Consider the following 20,460-nt stretch of genomic DNA (forward strand, 5'->3'; position numbering starts at 1 on the left):
GCATGAATATTAGAAAATCCATACTTCTAAGAGTGTATCTCGCATTCGGCCTGATGGTATTGGGGGCGCTGGTTGTTTTTGCAAAACTGGTGCATCTTCAATATGTAGACGGGGGTAAGTGGAGAGAAATTTCAGATAGTTTGACCATACAGGAGCGAGAGGTAGAGGCTGCGAGAGGGAATATTTATTCAAATGACGGTAGTATTCTGGCAACTTCTATTCCTGAGTATGATTTGCGTTTTGATGCAATGGCTATTCCGGAAGAGGAAGAAGATATTTTTAATTCTAAAGTAGACTCTCTGGCGTATAAGCTGGCTGGTTTTTTCAAAGACAGATCTGCAAGACAGTATTTGGGATTGCTTAAGCAGGCGAGAAGTAAAAAACAAAGGTATGTGATGATCATGCGTGAAGTAACGCATCAGGATCTGAAAAAAGTAAAGGATTTTCCATTGTTCAAATCCTTTAAGGTCGATAAAGATAAATATTCCGGTGGCCTGATTGTGGAGCGGCATAATAAAAGGATTCTTCCTTTTACCAATCTGGCAGCACGTACCATCGGTTACAAAAACACAAAGGGAATTGACACAGTGCGAGTGGGGCTGGAAGGTGCATATGGACACTACATCGACGGTAAAAGTGGTAAAAGATTAGTACAGCGTATTGCCGGTGGTGTATGGGTGCCGATCAACCGTAATATGGAGGTGGCTCCGGTAGACGGTTCTGATATTATTTCGACGATAGATGTCAATATGCAGGATATGGCTCAGCGGGCGCTGGAGAAACAATTGCAGATTGTAGATGCAGATAACGGTTGTGTGATTCTGATGGAGGTGAAGACAGGAGAGGTAAGGGCTGTAGCCAATTTCACAAGAGATGAAGAAGGGGTATTCAGGGAGAAATTTAACTATGCGATTGCACTTTCTGCTGAACCGGGATCTACATTCAAACTGGCTTCGTATCTGGCATTGATTGATGACGGAAAAATAGATTCTTCGACAACAGTCGATGTAGGTAATGGAACTTATAAGGTGCCGGGACATACGATAAAAGATTCGCATGCACCCCGGAAATCTATTATGTCTGCAAAATACGCTTTCGAACAGTCTTCAAATGTGGCGATTACCAAGTTGGTCAACACACATTATAAAGATGATCCGTCAAAGTTTACAGACAAGCTGTACAGCATGGGATTGGGTAAAGCACTGCAATTGCAGATTCCTGGAGAAGGAGAACCCAAGATTAAGACACCTAAGGCGAAGTCCTGGAGTAAGCTCTCTTTAGTACAGATGGCTTATGGCTATGAATTGCTCATGACTCCGCTTCAGACATTGACACTGTATAATGCAGTAGCAAATGACGGAAAAATGATAGCGCCTGTATTCGTAAAAGAAATCAGGCATCTGGGGAATACTGTCGAACATTTTCAGGCACGTGTTATCAAAGATAAAATTGCTTCAGAACATGCCCTTTCCGAAATAAGGGGAATGATGGAAGGCACAATGATAGAGGGGACAGGTAAAACTCTTCGTAATCCGCTGTATACCTCCGCTGGTAAAACAGGTACAGCACAGATCGCTGATGGAGCGCGCGGATACAGACAACGGAAGTATCAATCTTCGTTTGCCGGATATTTTCCTGCGGAAAATCCGAAGTACTCGATGATTGTCGTGATACGTAATCCCAGAAAGGGATATTACGGAGCATCTACTGCAGGTCCGGTATTTAAGGAACTTGCGGATATGGTCTTTGCCAATGATTTGTCTATGCATGGAACATTTAGCTCCCGCAAGGTAAATCCGGCCGGAGGTAAGACGCCGTTGACGTTAAAAGGATCAAGGGAAGCATCGATGAAAGTCTATGAAGCTTTAGGTATACGCTCTTTCGACTGGAATGCCGTAGCACAGGGTGTCGTTGATACTTCGAGTCGCGGAGTTCCTTTTGTAGATGTGAGAGTCAAAGAAGGTGTAGTGCCGGATGTAAAAGGAATGGGGCTGATTGATGCCATGTATACCATGGAGAATGCAGGATTTAAAACATATGTATCGGGAAAGGGAAAAGTTATTGAACAATCACTTATTCCCGGTTCAAAGTTGAAGTTTGGAACACAGGTAGCAATTGTATTGAATTAAAAAGATAATGATAAAACTAAAAGACATATTGCATGCTATTCCGGTACAGGAAGTGGTGGGTCAGCTGGATGTTGAGGTGACTTCATTATGTTTTGATTCCCGTCAGGCGAATGAGGGTAGTCTTTTTGTTGCTGTTCGTGGCGTGCATACAGACGGACATTTGTTTATCGAAAAGGCTATTCAGCAAGGTTGTACTCTCATTATGGTGGAAGAGATGCCGGAGGAAAAGAACGAAGGGGTTACTTATATGATGGTTGCAGATACCGCTTATGCATTGGGTATTGCTGCCGGTAATTTCTACGGAAATCCTTCACGTGAATTGAAGCTGGTCGGGGTGACAGGTACAAATGGTAAGACCACGATTGCAACATTACTGTTCAATCTGTTTACAGCTCTTGGGTATCATGTAGGCTTGCTTTCTACCGTTCAGAATCAGATCGGAGACCGTATTATTCCTGCCACACATACGACTCCGGATCCGGTAGCATTGAATGCATTGCTCCGGGAAATGGTAGATGAAGGCTGTGACTATTGTTTTATGGAAGTCAGTTCGCATGCTGTCGTACAGCAGCGTATTGCGGGGCTTCGCTTTGCCGGAGGTATTTTCAGCAATATCACACACGATCATCTGGATTTTCATAAGACATTTGATAATTACATAAAAGCGAAAAAGAAATTTTTTGATGATCTGGATCGCTTCGCATTTGCATTGACCAATGGAGATGAGAAGAATGGTTCTGTCATGCTACAGAATACTTTTGCGCATAAGAAAACATACGGACTAAAAGGTGTGGCTGATTTTAAAGCCAAAATTATTGAAAGCCATTTTGATGGTATGCTGCTCAATATTGAGGGACATGAAGTGTGGGTTAAGCTGGTTGGTGAGTTCAATGCTTATAATATTCTGGCAGTATATGGAGCTGCAATCTTACTGGAGCAGGAGACGGTAAAAGTCCTGACTGCCCTTAGCCAGATTACAGGTGCGGAAGGACGCTTTGAAGCAATCACATCTAAAAACGGAGTGATTGGTATTGTGGACTATGCTCATACGCCGGATGCGGTTGCAAATGTGTTGAGCACCATTAACAATCTACGCAAAAAAGAACAGCAGATTATCACAGTGCTGGGCTGCGGAGGCGATCGGGATAAAACAAAACGTCCGGAGATGGCTGAAGTTGCTGCCAAAATGAGTGACAAAGTGATTATAACTTCCGATAATCCACGCACCGAAGATCCGGTACAGATTATCAAAGATATGGAGCCGGGCATTCCTGCAGACAGAAAGAAAAATGTATTCTCGATTACAGATCGTAAAGAAGCGATTCGTGCAGCATGTCATCTTGCTCAGCCAGGCGACATTGTTCTTGTCGCAGGTAAAGGGCATGAAAAATATCAGGACATCAATGGTGTGAAACATCATTTTGATGATCGTGAAGAATTGGAAAAAACGTTTAATGAATAATACCAGAAGAGATGTTATACTACTTATTTACATGGTTAAATGAACATATCCACATTCCGGGAGCGGGGTTGTTTCAGTACATCTCATTCCGTACGGCAATGGCGGTTATTCTTTCATTGATAATTACCACCGTATATGGTAGCAGATTGATACGCATACTGCATAATAAGCAGGTCGGTGAGACCATTCGTGATTTGGGACTGGAGGGAGAGAAGAAGAAGCAAGGTACCCCAACAATGGGCGGTCTGATCATCATTGCAGGTATACTGGTACCTACATTATTGTTTGCGAAGATAGATAACATCTATATCATTCTGATGATCGTGACTACATTATGGATGGGCGCGATCGGTTTTCTGGACGATTATATTAAGGTTTTTAAGAAGAATAAAGAAGGATTACAAGGGAAGTTCAAAGTAATTGGTCAGGTCGGATTAGGCGTGTTCATAGCAGTGACAATGTATTTCCATCCGGAAATAGTTGTTCGTCAGCAGGTAGCTCATCCGGGCTCACTCAAACCGGTGGAAGTATCTATTAATAGTCAGACCGGTGAGAAATATTATACGGAGAATGTGAAGTCCAGCAAGACAAACATCCCATTTTATAAGAACAATGAATTTGACTACGCAAAGGTACTGACCATGTTTGGCCTTAGGGGAGACATGATCACCTTTATGGTTTTTCTGGTTATGGTAGTCGTGATTGTGACCGCTGTTTCCAATGGTGCTAATATTACAGATGGGATAGATGGTCTGGCAGCAGGTACATCTACTATAATCGGTATCACACTAGCCATACTGGCATACGTATCCGGTAACGTGATCTTCTCGGACTATCTGAATATCATGTATATCCCCAATTCGGGAGAACTTGTGATTTTCGCAGGAGCATTTATCGGAGCCTGTACAGGATTTCTTTGGTACAATGCTTATCCGGCTCAGGTATTTATGGGAGATACAGGAAGTTTGGCGATCGGAGGAATCATTGCTGCTTTTGCTATTCTGATCCGAAAAGAATTATTGATACCCGTACTGTGTGGTGTATTTCTGATAGAGAATCTATCCGTGATGATGCAGGTGGGATATTTTAAATATACCAAGAAGAAATATGGAGAGGGACGCCGGATTTTCCTGATGTCTCCTTTGCATCACCATTATCAGAAGAAAGGGTATCACGAAGCTAAGATCGTGACACGATTTGTAATTGTGGGAGTTCTATTGGCAATATTGACAATCGTTACTTTAAAAGTGAGATAAAAAATGGCAAATATAGCGCAGACATATTATCCTCAAAGTGGCAAGCTGATTGTTCTCGGTGCCGGTGAAAGCGGTGTCGGGGCAGCAATATTGGCGCTGCAAAAAGGATTTGAGGTGCTGGTCTCCGATAAAGGAGTCATTGCCGAAAAATATCAGCAGCAGTTAGAGAATGCCGGCATTGCTTATGAGTCGGGCCGTCATTCTGAAGAACTTATTCTGGATGCAGACCTTGTTGTCAAGAGTCCTGGTATTCCGGAGACAGCACCATTGGTGGTGGCATTAAAACAAAAAGGAATTCCTGTTATCGGGGAGATAGAGTTTGCAGCACAATATACAGATGCAAAGCTCTATTGTATTACCGGTTCAAACGGCAAGTCAACAACTACTATGTTGACCTACTATATATTGCAGAAAGCAGGGGTAAATGTAGGTCTTGCGGGAAATATTGGCCGCAGCTTTGCCCTTCAGGTTGCTCAGGAGCAATTTGATGTTTATGTATTAGAAATTTCCAGTTTTATGCTGGATGATATGTATCAGTTCCGTGCAGATGTAGCCGTGATCCTTAATATCACACCGGATCATTTAGACCGATACGACCATAAAATGGAAAACTACGTGGATTCCAAATTCAGGATGATCCGCAACCAGACAGCAAATGATTATTTCATCTATTGTCTGGATGATGAAGAGACAGTAAAAGGACTGGAACGACACCATACTAAGGCAACGATTTGGCCTATGACACAGGAACAGGTGATCAACCCGGGCGCATATTTAGATCAAGAGAAGAATATTATAATCAACACCCCTAAAGGAGAGCAATTTATTATGAATACGGAAGATTTGTCATTACAGGGCAAGCACAATGTGTACAACAACATGGCGGCAGGATTAGTAGCGAAAGTTCAGGAATTACGTAACCGCTCTATGCAGGAAAGCATGAGTTCATACGTTAATATCCCGCATAGGTTGGAGCATGTGGCTTGTATCGGAGGCGTGAATTATATCAATGACTCCAAAGCGACTAATGTCAATTCTGTATGGTATGCATTAGAAAGCTTTTCACCACAGATCGTTTTGATCATGGGGGGAGTGGACAAAGGAAATGATTACGAAATGCTTCGTGATCTGGTACGCTCTAAAGTTCGTGCTATCATATGTATAGGTAAAGATAATACACGTATTCATGAATCATTCGAAGAAGATACAGATGTAATCGTCAACAGTTCTTCTATGAAAGATGCTGTAGAGATTGCTTCACATATTGCGCAAAAAGGAGATACCGTATTATTATCGCCAGCTTGTGCAAGTTTTGACTGGTTCAAAAACTATGAAGAGCGTGGAGACAAATTCAAAGAAGCTGTAATGGCTTTGTAGAAAGAACAGAAGTAAACAACATTTAAATAAAACGGAGTATGGAACAACTATTTTCTAAAGCAAAAGGCGATCGCTGGATTTGGATTATAGTCCTCATTTTGTCTGGCTGGTCATTATTGGCCGTATATAGTTCTGTCGGAACATTAGCCTACAAAGAGGGGAAAGGGACAGAAATGTACCTGTTGAAACATTTTTCCATAATAGCCATTGGTTTTGTTTTAATGTATTTTTCACATAAAGTGGATTACAGGTATTATGCTGGTATATCCAAGTTATTGATGTTAATTACGATACCCTTGTTACTCTATACTTTGCTGTTTGGTAGTAAAGTAAATGACGCAAGTCGCTGGGTGACGATTCCTGTAATCAATCAGACTTTTCAGACATCCGATTTGGCCAAGCTGGCCCTTATTACTTTTCTGGCGAGAATGCTATCCCGCAAGCAGGAAGAAATCAAGGACGTCAAAAAATCCTTTGTCCCGATTATGGGATCGGTTTGTGTCATCTTCGTTTTGATTGCATTGGCCAATCTTTCGACGGCTTTGATGCTCTTTGGCGTAAGTATTCTGCTGTTACTGATCGGGCGGATCAGTTTTAAACAGATTGCAGTAGTGAGTTTAGGTGTAGGTTTTTTATTGTCTCTGGTTATTCTGTTTGGTCCAAGACGTCAGACTTATTACAGTCGTATCAAATCGTTCTTTAAGACAGAAGAAGTACATACAGAAGAAAGGGTTTCCTTTCAGGATGATAAAAATTATCAGGCGAATAATGCTAAGATTGCGATTGCGACAGGAGGTGTTTTCGGCAAAGGTCCGGGTAATAGTATGCAGCGAAATGTGCTGCCGCACCCATATTCGGATTTTATTTTTGCAATCATTATAGAGGAATACGGGACAATAGGAGGTGTCATCTTACTGACGCTCTACATTGTATTGATGTACCGTTGTATACGGATCGTGACGATGAGTCCGCGGGCATTCGGTGCTTTTCTGGCGGCAGGCTTAGGCTTTAGTCTCACGATACAGGCTTTGGCCAATATGGCGGTGGCAGTAGGATTAGGTCCGGTCACAGGGGTTCCGTTGCCACTGGTCAGTATGGGGGGGACATCTATTCTCTTCACCAGTGTTGCATTGGGGATTATCCTGAGTGTGAGCCGGAATATTGAAGAATTAAAAGGAAAAGAAGAGCTGGAGGAAAAAGCGAAACCTAAAAAGGTCGTAGTAGGAACTTTAGCATAAGAGATATAGTAAAAGACATGGCAAAGAAAGTAATCATAAGCGGAGGCGGTACAGGAGGACATATCTTTCCTGCGATAGCGATAGCTAATGCTTTGTTGCGTCTTGATCCGGCTACAGAAATTCTGTTTGTCGGTGCAAATGGTAAAATGGAGATGGAGAAAGTGCCGGCTGCAGGGTATCAGATTGAAGGATTGGATATTGTAGGTATCAATCGTCAGCATCTCTGGAAAAATATTATGTTGCCTTTCAAATTGATACGCAGTCTGTGGCAGGCACGGAAAATTATAAAAAAATTCAAACCGGATGTAGCGGTTGGTGTAGGAGGATTTGCTTCAGGACCACTGCTTATGATGGCTAATAGAATGGCGATTCCGACTTTGCTTCAGGAGCAAAATTCGTATGCAGGAGTGACCAATAAAAAATTGAGTGTGAAGGCTGCGAAGATATGTGTCGCATTTGAGGGAATGGAACAATTTTTTCCGGCAGACAAAATATTGCTAACCGGTAATCCGATCAGACGAGCATCTGTCAATGTTGAAGGTAAAGAACAGGAAGCGTTGAATGCATTTGGTCTGGATATCAATAAAAAGACAATTCTTGTGACAGGAGGAAGTCTCGGAGCACGTACATTAAATGATTGTGTGAAAAATAGTCTGGAGTTGTTGAAGGCTAAAGATGTACAGGTCATCTGGCAATGTGGAGGATATTATTATGATAGCCTTCAGGAAGAATTAAAAGATACATTGCCTGAACAGATAAAAATGACTGCATTTCTGCAACGTATGGATTATGCCTATGCGGCAGCTGACTGTATTATCGCCAGATCCGGTGCAGGTACTATTTCTGAATTGTGTGTGGTTGGTAAACCGGTTATTATGGTTCCTTCGCCCAATGTTGCAGAAGATCATCAGACCAAAAATGCGCTTTCGCTCGTGAATAAGAAAGCAGCAGTTCTGGTCAGAGACGCAGAAGCAGGAGAGAAATTAATAACAACTGCTCTTCAGTTATTGAATGATGCAGAGCGATCAGCAGAATTGAGCACCAATATTAAAAAACTGGCATTGCTTGATGCAGATGATGTAATTGCAAAACAGGTTATTGAAATAGCAAAATAGGAATATGAATATCGATAATATAAAACGGGTTTATCTGATTGGCATCGGCGGTATAGGCATGAGTGGGTTGGCGCGCTATTTTCATCGGTTGGGATGTGAAGTGGCAGGCTATGATAAGACCGAATCCGATCTTACTGATACACTGGTACAGGAAGGAATTCCGGTCATCTATGAAGATAACACAGATGCTATTCCGGAATCATTTATGCATACCGGCCCGGACACTTTGATTATCTATACTCCGGCTGTTCCAAAAGAACTGAAGATCAAAAATTACCTCAGTAATCTTGGGCATGAGCTGTATAAGCGTTCACAGGTTTTAGGCTTTATCAGTGCCAGCCGGTTTACCATTGCGGTAGCTGGTACACATGGTAAGACTACTACTTCTACAATGATTGCACATATTCTGAAAGATTCCGGATATGACTGTTCGGCGTTCCTTGGCGGAATTAGTTCTAACTATGATTCTAATGTGTTGTTTGGTTCGAATAATACAGTCGTTGTAGAGGCTGATGAATACGACAGATCGTTTTTGACACTACACCCGAATATTGCGGTTGTGACCTCAGCAGATGCTGATCACCTGGATATTTATGGAGACGAAAGCCATTTAATAGAATCCTTTTCCCTGTTTCTGGATCGTGTAGTTGAAGATGGGACACGTATAGTGAAAACCGGATTGCCGTTTAAAGGGCAGATCAGTTATTCAGGAAAAGGGGAAGGAGATGTGTATGCGGAAAATGTACATGTCAGAGAGGGAGAATTTTACTTTGATTATGTGCATCCGGAGGGTAAGATAAGTGATATTCATTTAGGAATACCGGGGATTCACAATGTGGAAAATGCTGTAGCTGCAATTACAGCAGCACGGCTATTGGGTATTGCTGATGCAAAAATTGTAAACGCCCTGAGCACTTTCAAGGGAGTGAAACGCAGATTTGAATATATCGTTCGTAATCCGCAGACTATATACATTGATGATTATGCACATCATCCGGAAGAGTTAAGAGCATTTATTTCTTCGATGCGCAAATTATATCCGACGAAGAAGCTAACGGTTGTTTTTCAGCCTCACCTTTTTAGTCGTACCCGGGATTTTGTTGACGGCTTTGCTGAAGTACTGGCGATGGCAGATGAGCTGTTGCTAATGGAGATATACCCGGCGAGAGAGTTGCCGATAGAAGGAGTTACATCCACATGGCTGGCGGATAAGATAAAATTAGACAACAAACGTGTAGTATCACCTCAGGAAGTATTAACTATTATCAAAGAGGAGAAACCGGAGCTGGTGGTAACAGTTGGAGCCGGAGATATTGATAGATTGATAAAACCATTAAAAGCAATATTGGACAATGCTCAATAAGTTGCGTAACATACGATGGAGTGCGGTATTATATGCCGTGCTTGGTATTGTGGCCTTAGCCGGAGTAGGGATGCTTATGTCCTTAGTCGGAAAAAAGGACAATGCTCAGGTATGTACAGACTTACATGTTATTATTGAAGGTAAAGAAACCTTTATTGATCAGCAGGATATTTCCAATCTGATCAACAAGACATACGGATCAGTTGCTGGTAAACAACTGTCGAGTATACCTCTGCATAAGATAGAGTTGACACTCGAAAAATTACCCTATGTATCCTCCGCAGAGGTGCATATGGATATGGATGGGGTGATGCAGGTAAAAGTTAGCCAACGTGAAGTCATCATGCGTGTAATCAATAAAGCGGGAAAGGACTTTTATGTGGATCCAACCGGATTGAAGATTCCGGTTACCCTTAAATATGTTCCCAGGGTTTTGGTGGCGACTGGTAATATTTCAGAAGGCTATAAGCAGGCGCTCGATACGATTGAGTCCGGGACATTGAAAAATTTGCTTGAAGTCGTCAAATATGTAAATAATGATGAGCTCTGGGGCAATCAGGTCGTTCAGTTGTATGTAAACGATGATAAGGATATCGAATTGATTCCCCGTGTAGGTAGTCAGGATCTGGTTATCGGGAATGCGGATTCACTGGAAAGTAAGTTTGATCGTTTAAAGCTTTTTTACAATCAGATTTTACCCAGAGTAGGAACAGAGGCATACAATAAAATAAATGTAAAATATGCACACCAGATTGTGTGCGAACGAAAGGGGAGTTGGACTATTGATAGTCTGGCTATCGTTAAAAAGTAAATACAGGAAATAATATTATTAATATACAGCATTAATACACAGCAATATGAAACCAAGAATAACAGACAGCGAAAAGGAGAATCCAATTATTGTTGGTCTTGACATCGGTACCACAAAGATTTGTGTGACCGTAGGACGTCGTAGCGGGACAAATAAAATCGAATTATTAGGAGTAGGGAAAGCGGAGTCTGCAGGTGTAAACCGTGGAGTCGTGGCCAATATCCAAAAAACCGTTACCAGCATTAAAGAGGCAGTTGCATTGGCAGAAGGTTTGTCAAATGTAGACATCAAAGTGGTCAACGTAGGTATAGCCGGACAGCACATCAAGAGTATTCAGCATCGGGGTATTCTGACCAAAAACGATGATGATGAAGTCGGAAGAAGAGACATCGAAAGATTGATTTCTGATATGTACAAATTGGTACTTCCTCCGGGAGAGGAAATTATCCATGTACTTCCGCAGGAATTTACTATCGATAACGAACCGGGTATCAAAGAGCCTGTGGGTATGGCGGGTCGTCGTATAGAAGCGAATTTTCATATTATTTCCGGACGTGTTACAGATATTAAAAATATCAAAAGATGCGTTGATTATTCCTCATTAGAGGTGTCGTCATTAGTGCTTGAACCTTTAGCGTCATCCGAAGCTGTATTGGATGAAGATGAAAAAAATGCTGGTGTTGTATTAGTTGATATCGGTGGTGGTACTACCGACGTGGCGATTTTCCATGAGGGAATTATCCGTCATACTGCTGTTATTCCTTTGGGTGGTAATATTGTGACTGAAGACATCCGTCAGGGATGTTCAGTATTGCGTAATCAGGCTGAATTATTAAAGGTCAGATATGGATCAGCTTTAGCTGACGAGAATAAAGAAAATGAAGTCATCTGTGTACCGGGCATTCGCGGAAGAGAAGCGAAAGAGATTTCAGTGAAAAATCTGGCGTATATCATCCAGGCTCGTATGGAAGAGATCATCGAACACGTATACTACGAAATCAAATCTTCAGGTTATGAAGATAAACTGATCGGTGGAATTGTAGTGACTGGTGGTGGTGCACAATTGAAACACTTGGTGCAACTGGTAGAATATATAACCGGTATCGATTGCCGTATCGGATATCCGAATGAGTATCTGGCAAAAACTGATCTGCTCAACAAGCAGTTGTTTGATGAGCTGAAGAGCCCGTTGTATGCTACAGGTATTGGTTTGTTGATTAAGGGTATTCAGGCTATTGAAGATGAAGAGGCTTCTGAGCATGAAGATTCGATCAAACGTACGCCTAAAACAGCAAGCGCTCCGGGAGTAAAAGATATTGCTGAAAAGCAGCAGAAGAAAGAAGGTTGGTTAAAAAAGTTTTTGACCGAATTTATCAAGGACGACGCGGGAATTGATGATGATACCTTCATAGGGAAGAAATAGTTTTCAACAATCAGTGATTTTTCCACATTCTAACAAATGTGGAAAACTGTTGTTAAGAAATTGGTATTATTACATTAGAATTGTTGAAGGTTTTTGTAAAATATAAGTCTCTCAGCAATAGTTAAATAGGGAAAAGTTATGTCAATACAGTTTGAAATGTTAAAGGAACAGTCTTCGATAATCAAGGTTATCGGGATTGGTGGAGGTGGGGGCAATGCCGTCAACCACATGTATAATCAGGGAATCAGCGGAGTAGATTTTATAGTTTGTAACACTGATGCACAGGCATTAGAATTGAGCCCGATACCTAATAAGGTGCAATTGGGAGCAAGTCTTACCGAAGGTATGGGTGCAGGTGCTGATCCTGATGTGGGTGAAAATTCGGCTATTGAGAGTATTGAAGATATCAAACGCATGTTAGGTACTAATACCAAAATGTTATTTATAACAGCAGGTATGGGCGGTGGTACTGGTACTGGAGCAAGTCCGGTATTGGCAAAAGCTGCTAAAGAACTTGGTATTCTGACTGTAGCGATTATAACTACACCTTTTACATTTGAAGGAAAAAAACGTCGTGCACAGGCAGAAGAAGGATTGGAAGAATTACGTAAATATGTAGATTCCTATTTAGTGATCTCTAACGATCGTCTTCGTGAGATCTTCGGCAACCTGACTATGACCGCAGCCTTTGCTAAAGCAGATGATATATTGACAACTGCTGCAAAAGGTATTGCAGAGATTATCACTATTCCTGGTTATGTCAACGTCGATTTCAAAGATGTTCGTACAGTCATGAATGATAGTGGTGTTGCCATCATGGGTAATGCGAAAGCTAAAGGTGATAACCGTGCTCTGGAAGCAGTGACTGGTGCTCTGGCTTCTCCGTTATTGAAAGATAATGAAATTGAAGGTGCACGTTATATCTTATTAAATATTACTTCTGGTACAATGGAAGTGACAATGGATGAAGTTGCTATTATTACAGACTTTATTCAGGATAAAGCAGGACTTTCTGCAGATCTGATCTGGGGTAACTGTATTGACAATACGCTGGAAGATGAATTGTCTGTTACAATCATTGCTACAGGTTTTCAGACAAGTGAACAACGTGTAAAGGAAAAACAGAATGAAAAAATTGCTTTACCTCTGACTCCGGAGAATAATGCAAATCCTTTTGTAAAGCCTGTTTCACAAAATCAGTTTGTCCCAAGAGAAGCTGCTCCATCTGTCATTAATCCTGTTCAACAACCCGAAAATCAGGTGACAAATACAGTAGCACAGCCTCAGGTAGACTTGTTCTCTCCAAAAACAAACGGAAATACAACAAATGCATATACGCAGACAACTAAGACTGAAACTGAAACTGTCGTGCGTCATACGCTTGAAGTAAACGAGACGGTTATCAAACAGGAAGAAGAAGTTAAAAACGATGGTTTTGAATTGAAAACTTCACCTTCAGTATTCCAGTTTGAGTTACCAACAGTGTTTGATGCTTATCAACATGCTTCTGTTAATCCTATTGAGGAAGTAAATAATACAGTGGAAGAATCAAACATATCGACACATATTGAAGAGCCGGCAAGCTTTGAAGATCAGTTGCTTAAGACTAAAGAGCGCATCCTGCGTCTGAAAGAATTAAGTATGAAACTGAAGTCTTCAAACGGTTTGCAGGAGCTTGAAAACGAACCTGCTTATAAACGTAAGCAAAAATCATTGGAAGATCTTCCGCACTCATCGCAGTCGGCAGTGTCTCGTTTTACGTTATCTTTTGACGAAGGCGAAACAGAGATCCGTCCTAACAATTCTTTTTTACATGATAATGTAGACTAGTCATACAACTCTATTTATATGGAAGGCGGCTTGAAGTGATTCATGCCGCTTTTTTTGTTAAACACGTAAAAAGAAAGACAAAATTTTTTTTTTCAAAAAATAGATGTTATTTTTATGTTATACAGTGATTGATAATTAATTATAAAAAACTCAAACAATTAAATTATGGCAAGTATTGATAAATTCAAAGAATTAAAGGCTCTAATCGATGGTCTTGAAGGTGATGCAGACAAATTCTTTAACAAAGGGAATAGTGCAGCAGGTACGCGTGTAAGAAAAACATTGCAAGATATTAAGACGCATGCTCAAACCCTTCGTTTAGGAGTTCAGGATTTGAAAAACTCTAAATAGAGTGTCCTGCACCCATAAGTCATAGAGAAGGCCCTTTAATAAGGGCTTTTTTTATTATCTTTACCCTACACCATATCTATTTAAATAAAGGAAATAACATGTCTAATAAGCTTAATAATCCCATATGGGTAATGAGTTCTGCGTATGATAAACTATCTCTGGAAGAATTGATTCAGACTGCTGTGAAAGTAGGCGCTCAAGGTATTGATCTCTGTGTCTTCAGAAAAGACGGTACGCGTGAGGATCATACCGCCACTCATTTGGAATATGATGAATTTACACCGGAAAGTGCCAGCCGATTAATCGATCAGTTTAATGCTAACGGCCTGCAGCTTTCCCTGGGAGCTTTTGAAAATATGATAGGCGGAGATCCGGAGCAACGCGTAAAGAATCAGAATCACCTGCTTAAGCTGATCCGTATCGCTTATCTATTAGGAGGTGATGCTAATAATGTAAAGGTTGGTACTTTCGTCGGCTATAACCATGAATTAGGTAATGAGATAGACGGATTTCAGAAAAACCTGGAGAAGTATAAAGAAGTATTCGAACCTATTGTCAGGTATGCAGAATCTCTGGGGGTGACTATACTATACGAGAACTGCCCTATGGAAGGCTGGAGATCATCCAGATTTACTTCGACATATAACAACCTGCCTGCTACATTGGCTGCACGTAAGCTTATGTATGCAATGATTCCGAGTAAAGCACATGGTGAAATTTACGATCCTTCACATGATGTCTGGCAGAATACGGATCCTGTAGAAGTTATGAAGCTGACCGATATCAGCAGATTACATCGTATTCATGTAAAGACAACCCGCAATTTGTCTACAAGAGCAAGAGTAGAGTGGGGAGGTATGTATCCTATGCAGACTGTGGATGCGTCTTTGGCGCAGGCTGCAGGTGTTGATGTGCCTCAGCATGATTGGGACAGACATCACTATGAAGCTATGCTCCCTGGCTTCGGAGGTTCGGACAGTATGGATTGGAGAGGTTTTGTAGATACCCTGCAAGAGAGAGGCTATACTGGTCCTTTTGAGATTGAAAATGAAGCTAAAAATTCTAAGGATACTGGTAATTTTGCAGCGACCAATCAGGGGTTTGCGACTTGTATTAATTTTCTTGCACCTATGCTATGGGATCTCGATGTTCAGGAAGGTTATAAATACCGCAATGAGAGCGCGTTGAATAATGTTCGTGTAGAAGACATTCCTGTTGTAACTATAGACCAGTTATAGTATACAGTAATTTGCATTCCAGCTAGGCATTAGGTGGAATGCAAATTAAATAATTGAATAAGTTCCGGAATATTCGTTACCCCCAGTTTTTCAAATACCCTGCTTTTGTATGTGCTGATAGTAGATGCGCTCAGTTTGAGCTCATTGGAAACTTCCAGGATACCCAGACCCTGAGTCAGGTGTTTGGCTACATCCATTTCTCTGTTAGAGAGCTTTGCCAGTGGATTTGCTTTTTGAAGACTGGATTTGCTCTGCGTCAGTTTTTTCAGATACAGGTCTGTGACAACATCGGACATATACTTTCCTCTTGAAATAATGCATTGAATAGCATTGCCTAGTTCGGACATAGCTGTATTCTTATTTAGATAACCTACAGCACCAGCTTCAATATAGCGTAACGCATACAAGGATTCATCATAAGAAGAAAATACCAGTATTTTTAAGTCCGTTTGTTTTGCCAATATTTCATGAATAACTTTAATGTTATTTCCCCCAGGCATATTGATGTCAAGCAAGAGCAGATCATAGCGATTAGCGTCCAATAATTTGGTAATCTCGCTGTAATCTTGCGCTTGTGTTATATTCGCATTTTCAATAACCCCTTTAATAATGACAGACGCTCCCAGTCTTACAATACTATGATCGTCAGCAATTAATATTTTTTTCATGAATAGATACTATTAATAATAAATATACTCAAGTTGGCTGTTCGTAGTGAAGTGAGATTTTGATAAATATAATAATTACAAATTACTACTTCCATCAAAAATATAAAAAATGCTTCATTTTTTTGTGAAATGCTTTTTTTTTGCGAAAACTATAATTTTAAGCATCATTTTTGTTATACTTATATGAATTATTAAACAGATGAAAAATGGGATTTATTAAAGAATTTAAGGAATTTGCAATGCGCGGGAGCGTTGTTGATTTAGCTGTCGGTGTTGTTATCGGTGGTGCCTTTGGTAAAATTGTTACATCGTTGGTCGATGATATCATTATGCCTCCGATTGGTTTTGTTACAGGTGGAATTGATTTTTCGGATATGAAGTATGTACTTACGGCCGGGGATGAAGCTAATAAAATTAAAGAAGTAGCCATAAATTATGGTAACTTTATTAACATCGTTATTCAGTTTCTGATTGTTGCGTTCTGTATTTTCCTTGTGATAAAAGGTCTCAATTCATTGAAACGTAAGGACGAGCCGGCGCCTGCAGCTGCTCCTGCTCCGACTAAAGAAGAAACACTGTTGACTGAAATTCGTGATATTCTGAAGAATAAGTAATAGACTTCTGCTCTAAGTAGCGTAGTATTTGTGCTCCCGGTATAAAAGATGCCGGGAGCACTTTTGTATAGAAGGTTTAATAAAAATATTGGAAATAAATTTTGTTTGTTTCATATATAAACGTTACTTTTGCATTCCTCTTTTAGAGTATAATACGAATTAAAAATATTAAATACATAGCATAAGCGCCATGAAAAGAACATTTCAGCCATCGCAAAGAAAAAGAAGAAATAAGCACGGGTTCAGAGAACGTATGAGCACTGCAAACGGAAGAAGAGTGTTAGCTTCCCGTAGAGCAAAAGGTAGAAAACGCTTAACAGTATCTGACGAGTACCGTCACAAAGGATAATTAAACATTGCCGGTGGCAAGATAGACCGAGCTTTATAGCCGGCTTGTACGGGTCATCGAATATGAATAATAATACTTTTACAAAAGAAGAACGATTATGCAGTAAAAGGCTTATTGATAGCCTTTTTCATAGTGGTTCTTCTTTTGTTTTATACCCTTTCCGGATTGTATTTTGTCCGGCCACTGATATAACTGTACCTGCACAGGTCATTATTTCGGTTTCCAAAAGGAGATATAAGAAAGCAGTAACCCGTAATCTGCTCAAACGAAGGATGAGGGAGGCTTATCGTACACAAAAAAAAGAAATCCTTTATTCTTTTCTTGAAGATCATCACCTAAATTTGCTGGTAGCTATACAGTATGTAGGAAAGACAGAACTGCCCTTTTCGGAGATGAAAGTGAAATTAGCATTAGCATTGAATAAACTGAAAAATGAAAGCACTCAACTTTATTTGGGAAAAGATCATTAAAGGAACATTCAGGTTTTTGTTTATTCTCCTTATCCGTATTTATCAGTTGTTTATATCTCCATTACTGGGGGCGAACTGCCGCTACACACCTACATGTTCACAGTACGGTATGGAGGCGATTAAAAAACACGGTCCTTTTAAAGGTGGCTGGCTGGCAATCAAACGAATTTTAAGATGTAATCCATGGGGAGGACACGGGCATGACCCTGTTCCCTAATAATCTTGTATATGAATAAAAACTATATTTTGCAGATAGAGACCGCTACTCCGGCTTGTTCAGTAGCAGTCAGTCTGGATGGTCATGTTATCACAACAGTAGGAGCTGAAGAAAATAATATTCATGCAACACATCTTACCGTTTTTATTGAAAAAGCCTTACAGGATGCGGGTATTACTATTCAGGATTTAAGAGCAGTAGCTGTCAGTATGGGGCCCGGATCCTATACCGGTCTACGGATTGGTGTCTCTGCGGCAAAAGGATTATGTTATGCATTGGATATACCACTTATTGCCATTGATACCTTGTCCGCTATGTTCAATGGATTTTTGCAAAAGGGAATACAGGAAGATAAAAAAGTTCTATACTGTCCCATGATTGATGCCAGAAGAATGGAAGTCTATTCTGCTTTGTATGATCAGAATGGTCATCAGGTCGTTCCGGTTGGAGCGAATGTAATAGATCAGGATTTTTTTCATACATACGAAGCAGACGGATATCATTTGCATTTGTTTGGCTCCGGAGCGCCTAAATTCAAGGCTTTATTTGAAGCCAATCCTTTGATTCGTGTATACGATGATTTTTCCAATTCAGCAGCTTATATGACGCATCAGGCCTTTGAAAAGATGAACAACGAGTCTTTCGAAGATGTCGCTTATTTCGAACCCTATTATCTTAAAGATTTTGTTGCGACTACACCTAAAAAAAGATAGTTACATCCATCTTTTACGTTTGAACCAAACATAGATCACCGCTGCCACAAAAGCCATCATTCCTAAGGATAAAGGATATCCGTAATACCATTCGAGCTCAGGCATATTTTTGAAGTTCATACCATATATTCCAGCAATAAATGTCAGCGGCATAAAGAATACAGAGATGATGGTCAGCGTACGCATAATCTCATTGGTATGGTTAGATTCAATATTGAAGTATACAGACAGCAGCTGGCTGGTGTTTTCGGAAAGGTTGCGATAGAGAGTCGAATTCCGAAGGTATAAATCTCTCAGATCTTGCGTATATATATTTTTGTATTCGGGCATATGAAAATAATCTACAATATCCTTGCATATAGCCAGAATATTGCGGATCACGTCAATCTGTCTTTTCAGATAGTAAAGGCGTTTTAGGAAAAGCTTCCGTTTACTGTGTAAAAATACAATCCCTTCGTAATCATCCAGCCGTTCGGAAAGGCCGTTCATGGCCAGGTTTTCAAATGTCTTTAAGGATTCGGAAGTAATAAAATTCATTAACGCTTTTGTACTGGCGAATTTTTTTCCTTTACGATCCGCTTTCTTAATGTTATTGAGATATTCTACTTCATTGCGGTGGACGGTAATGACAAATTTCTCATTAAAGAAAATGGAAACACGATCCGTGATATCAGTCATGCTGTCTGAGTTTTCCTCAAATGAATTAGCAACGGATCTGATGATCAGAAAATGATAGGTGTCAAACTCCTCAATTTTGGGGAGGTGTCCGATTTCCAGACAGTCTTTTATAGATGCTTCATTCAGATTATAGCGCGGAGCGAGATCTTTAAAATCTTCTCTGCTTGGATTTGAAATATCAATCCATACAAAGGGGATGCAGTCATCTTCTATCAGAACTTCTATCATTGTGGTTGTATTGTTTGTACAATATAAACAGCATAGGCTGAAATTACAAATTTCAGCTATCAAAAAAGGGTCGGCAAATTTTGCTGACCCTTGTATGTGGTTTCTTAAAATCTTGTTTTTATTTTTTAGTCGCCTTGTACTCTTTATTCAGAGCTTCTACAACTTCTTTGGTAATTTCCAGTTTAGAATCTGCATACAAAACCGTAGGATTTGATTTCGAATAAGTCAATACCAATGTATAACCATTTTCGGTAGCATGTTTCTTCAGGTATTCTGTGATTGTTTTGTAAACGTTGTTGAACTCAGTAGCTTCATCTTGTTGAATAGAAGCAGAAGCATTCTGATCCAAACGGCCTAATTCGTCTTGTTTGCGGGCTAATTTTTCTTCTGTTGCCTGACGTTCTGAAGCACTCATGCTTGCAGCTTTTTGTTGGTATTCAGCTACTTCGCGTTGGAAAGCCTGACTTTTGGATTGAAGATCCGTTTGTGCTTTCTTTACTTTCGCCTCCATTTTTAACTTAATGTCTTTGAAATACTCGTATTTCTCCGAAAGCGTATCCGAATTGATGTAAACAATTTTCTCAGAGACAGATGATGAACTGGTTTTTGCTCCAGTTGAATCACCCGAACCTGCCGGCTTGGAGGCGTTTTGATTACATGAAATAGCAGCTGTCGCGATTATAACACCTAGTGTTGCTTTCGAAAAAGTTGTAATAAATTTATTCATTCGTTTTGTGGTTGTCATATTTTAAAGTAACAAACCTACTATAAAAAATTTAAAATCCGCTTCTCTTTGCGAATAAATCTATGAAGCAAATCTTTTAAATTGCTTGTTATCAGTGTGCTTAAATACATTTTCTGAGTACGGAATATACTTGTTTTTGTGGCTTATTTTTCGTATTTTTGAATGTAAAACTTAATCATAGCACA

General features: G+C 40.2%; 20 protein-coding genes. 17 read left to right on the forward strand and 3 right to left on the reverse strand.

The features are described 5' to 3' along the window. Positions 1 to 2 precede the first annotated feature (2 nt). From B4B65_RS04745 to B4B65_RS04800, 12 genes are all read left to right on the forward strand, one after another. Positions 3 to 2,129 (forward strand): penicillin-binding protein, encoded by a 2,127-nt coding sequence (locus B4B65_RS04745; RefSeq protein WP_201678069.1) that lies wholly within the window; start codon positions 3 to 5, stop codon positions 2,127 to 2,129. A 7-nt stretch (positions 2,130 to 2,136) separates the two neighbouring features. Beyond that, positions 2,137 to 3,591, forward strand: a complete 1,455-nt coding sequence (locus B4B65_RS04750; RefSeq protein ID WP_201678070.1) for a UDP-N-acetylmuramoyl-L-alanyl-D-glutamate--2,6-diaminopimelate ligase — start codon at positions 2,137 to 2,139, stop codon at positions 3,589 to 3,591. Positions 3,592 to 3,602: 11 nt separating this feature from the next. Beyond that, positions 3,603 to 4,847, forward strand: coding sequence for a phospho-N-acetylmuramoyl-pentapeptide-transferase (gene mraY, locus B4B65_RS04755; RefSeq protein WP_003002298.1), 1,245 nt, complete (start codon positions 3,603 to 3,605; stop codon positions 4,845 to 4,847). A 3-nt stretch (positions 4,848 to 4,850) separates the two neighbouring features. Next, entirely contained in the window at positions 4,851 to 6,224 is a 1,374-nt protein-coding gene (gene murD / locus B4B65_RS04760) for a UDP-N-acetylmuramoyl-L-alanine--D-glutamate ligase (RefSeq protein ID WP_293913849.1), read from the forward strand. Between the two features lie 38 nt (positions 6,225 to 6,262). Continuing rightward, the gene (locus B4B65_RS04765) at positions 6,263 to 7,462 is read left to right on the forward strand and encodes an FtsW/RodA/SpoVE family cell cycle protein (protein WP_003002296.1); all 1,200 of its coding nucleotides are present in this window, start codon (positions 6,263 to 6,265) and stop codon (positions 7,460 to 7,462) included. 17 nt (positions 7,463 to 7,479) lie between these two features. After that, on the forward strand, positions 7,480 to 8,577 hold the full coding sequence (gene murG / locus B4B65_RS04770) for an undecaprenyldiphospho-muramoylpentapeptide beta-N-acetylglucosaminyltransferase (protein WP_293913852.1): 1,098 nt from the start codon (positions 7,480 to 7,482) through the stop codon (positions 8,575 to 8,577). 4 nt (positions 8,578 to 8,581) lie between these two features. After that, positions 8,582 to 9,940 carry a UDP-N-acetylmuramate--L-alanine ligase gene (gene murC, locus B4B65_RS04775; protein ID WP_293913854.1) on the forward strand — a complete coding sequence of 453 codons (1,359 nt, stop codon included), beginning with the start codon at positions 8,582 to 8,584 and terminating at the stop codon, positions 9,938 to 9,940. Continuing rightward, the gene (locus B4B65_RS04780; protein WP_293913856.1) at positions 9,930 to 10,751 is read left to right on the forward strand and encodes a cell division protein FtsQ/DivIB; all 822 of its coding nucleotides are present in this window, start codon (positions 9,930 to 9,932) and stop codon (positions 10,749 to 10,751) included. Before murC ends, B4B65_RS04780 begins: the two co-directional genes overlap by 11 nt. Positions 10,752 to 10,797: 46 nt before the next feature. Continuing rightward, a complete protein-coding gene (ftsA, locus tag B4B65_RS04785) occupies positions 10,798 to 12,174 on the forward strand; it encodes a cell division protein FtsA (protein ID WP_003002291.1) in 1,377 nt (458 codons plus the stop codon). Positions 12,175 to 12,312: 138 nt separating this feature from the next. Further along, positions 12,313 to 14,004, forward strand: coding sequence for a cell division protein FtsZ (ftsZ, locus tag B4B65_RS04790; protein ID WP_293913860.1), 1,692 nt, complete (start codon positions 12,313 to 12,315; stop codon positions 14,002 to 14,004). Positions 14,005 to 14,169: 165 nt separating this feature from the next. Then, entirely contained in the window at positions 14,170 to 14,355 is a 186-nt protein-coding gene (locus B4B65_RS04795; RefSeq protein ID WP_201678077.1) for a histone H1, read from the forward strand. A gap of 98 nt (positions 14,356 to 14,453) precedes the next feature. Then, on the forward strand, positions 14,454 to 15,593 hold the full coding sequence (locus B4B65_RS04800; protein ID WP_293913864.1) for a sugar phosphate isomerase/epimerase family protein: 1,140 nt from the start codon (positions 14,454 to 14,456) through the stop codon (positions 15,591 to 15,593). A 29-nt stretch (positions 15,594 to 15,622) separates the two neighbouring features. Here the strand turns inward: B4B65_RS04800 and B4B65_RS04805 are convergent, their stop codons facing one another. After that, positions 15,623 to 16,261, reverse strand: coding sequence for a response regulator (locus B4B65_RS04805; RefSeq protein ID WP_115169729.1), 639 nt, complete (start codon positions 16,259 to 16,261; stop codon positions 15,623 to 15,625). 206 nt (positions 16,262 to 16,467) lie between these two features. On the opposite strand from B4B65_RS04805, the gene mscL reads away from it, so the two are divergent. From mscL to tsaB, 5 genes are all read left to right on the forward strand, one after another. Then, positions 16,468 to 16,875 carry a large-conductance mechanosensitive channel protein MscL gene (gene mscL, locus B4B65_RS04810; protein ID WP_201678079.1) on the forward strand — a complete coding sequence of 136 codons (408 nt, stop codon included), beginning with the start codon at positions 16,468 to 16,470 and terminating at the stop codon, positions 16,873 to 16,875. 190 nt (positions 16,876 to 17,065) lie between these two features. Beyond that, positions 17,066 to 17,224 (forward strand): 50S ribosomal protein L34, encoded by a 159-nt coding sequence (gene rpmH / locus B4B65_RS04815; RefSeq protein ID WP_003002285.1) that lies wholly within the window; start codon positions 17,066 to 17,068, stop codon positions 17,222 to 17,224. 62 nt (positions 17,225 to 17,286) lie between these two features. Then, a complete protein-coding gene (gene rnpA, locus B4B65_RS04820) occupies positions 17,287 to 17,694 on the forward strand; it encodes a ribonuclease P protein component (protein WP_293913869.1) in 408 nt (135 codons plus the stop codon). Further along, positions 17,657 to 17,911, forward strand: a complete 255-nt coding sequence (yidD, locus tag B4B65_RS04825; protein ID WP_293913871.1) for a membrane protein insertion efficiency factor YidD — start codon at positions 17,657 to 17,659, stop codon at positions 17,909 to 17,911. The genes rnpA and yidD overlap by 38 nt, the downstream gene beginning before the upstream one ends. A gap of 11 nt (positions 17,912 to 17,922) precedes the next feature. Beyond that, complete coding sequence (tsaB, locus tag B4B65_RS04830; protein ID WP_293913873.1) at positions 17,923 to 18,624, forward strand: tRNA (adenosine(37)-N6)-threonylcarbamoyltransferase complex dimerization subunit type 1 TsaB; 702 nt, start codon at positions 17,923 to 17,925, stop codon at positions 18,622 to 18,624. On the opposite strand, the gene B4B65_RS04835 is transcribed toward tsaB, so the two are convergent. Both B4B65_RS04835 and B4B65_RS04840 read right to left on the reverse strand, forming a co-directional pair. Continuing rightward, on the reverse strand, positions 18,625 to 19,530 hold the full coding sequence (locus B4B65_RS04835; protein ID WP_293913875.1) for a CorA family divalent cation transporter: 906 nt from the start codon (positions 19,528 to 19,530) through the stop codon (positions 18,625 to 18,627). Between the two features lie 118 nt (positions 19,531 to 19,648). Next, entirely contained in the window at positions 19,649 to 20,275 is a 627-nt protein-coding gene (locus tag B4B65_RS04840) for an OmpH family outer membrane protein (RefSeq protein WP_293913877.1), read from the reverse strand. Positions 20,276 to 20,460: the final 185 nt, after the last annotated feature.

The sequence above is a fragment of the Sphingobacterium sp. UBA5789 genome, assembly GCF_002418355.1.
Classification (GTDB): Bacteria; Bacteroidota; Bacteroidia; order Sphingobacteriales; family Sphingobacteriaceae; genus Sphingobacterium.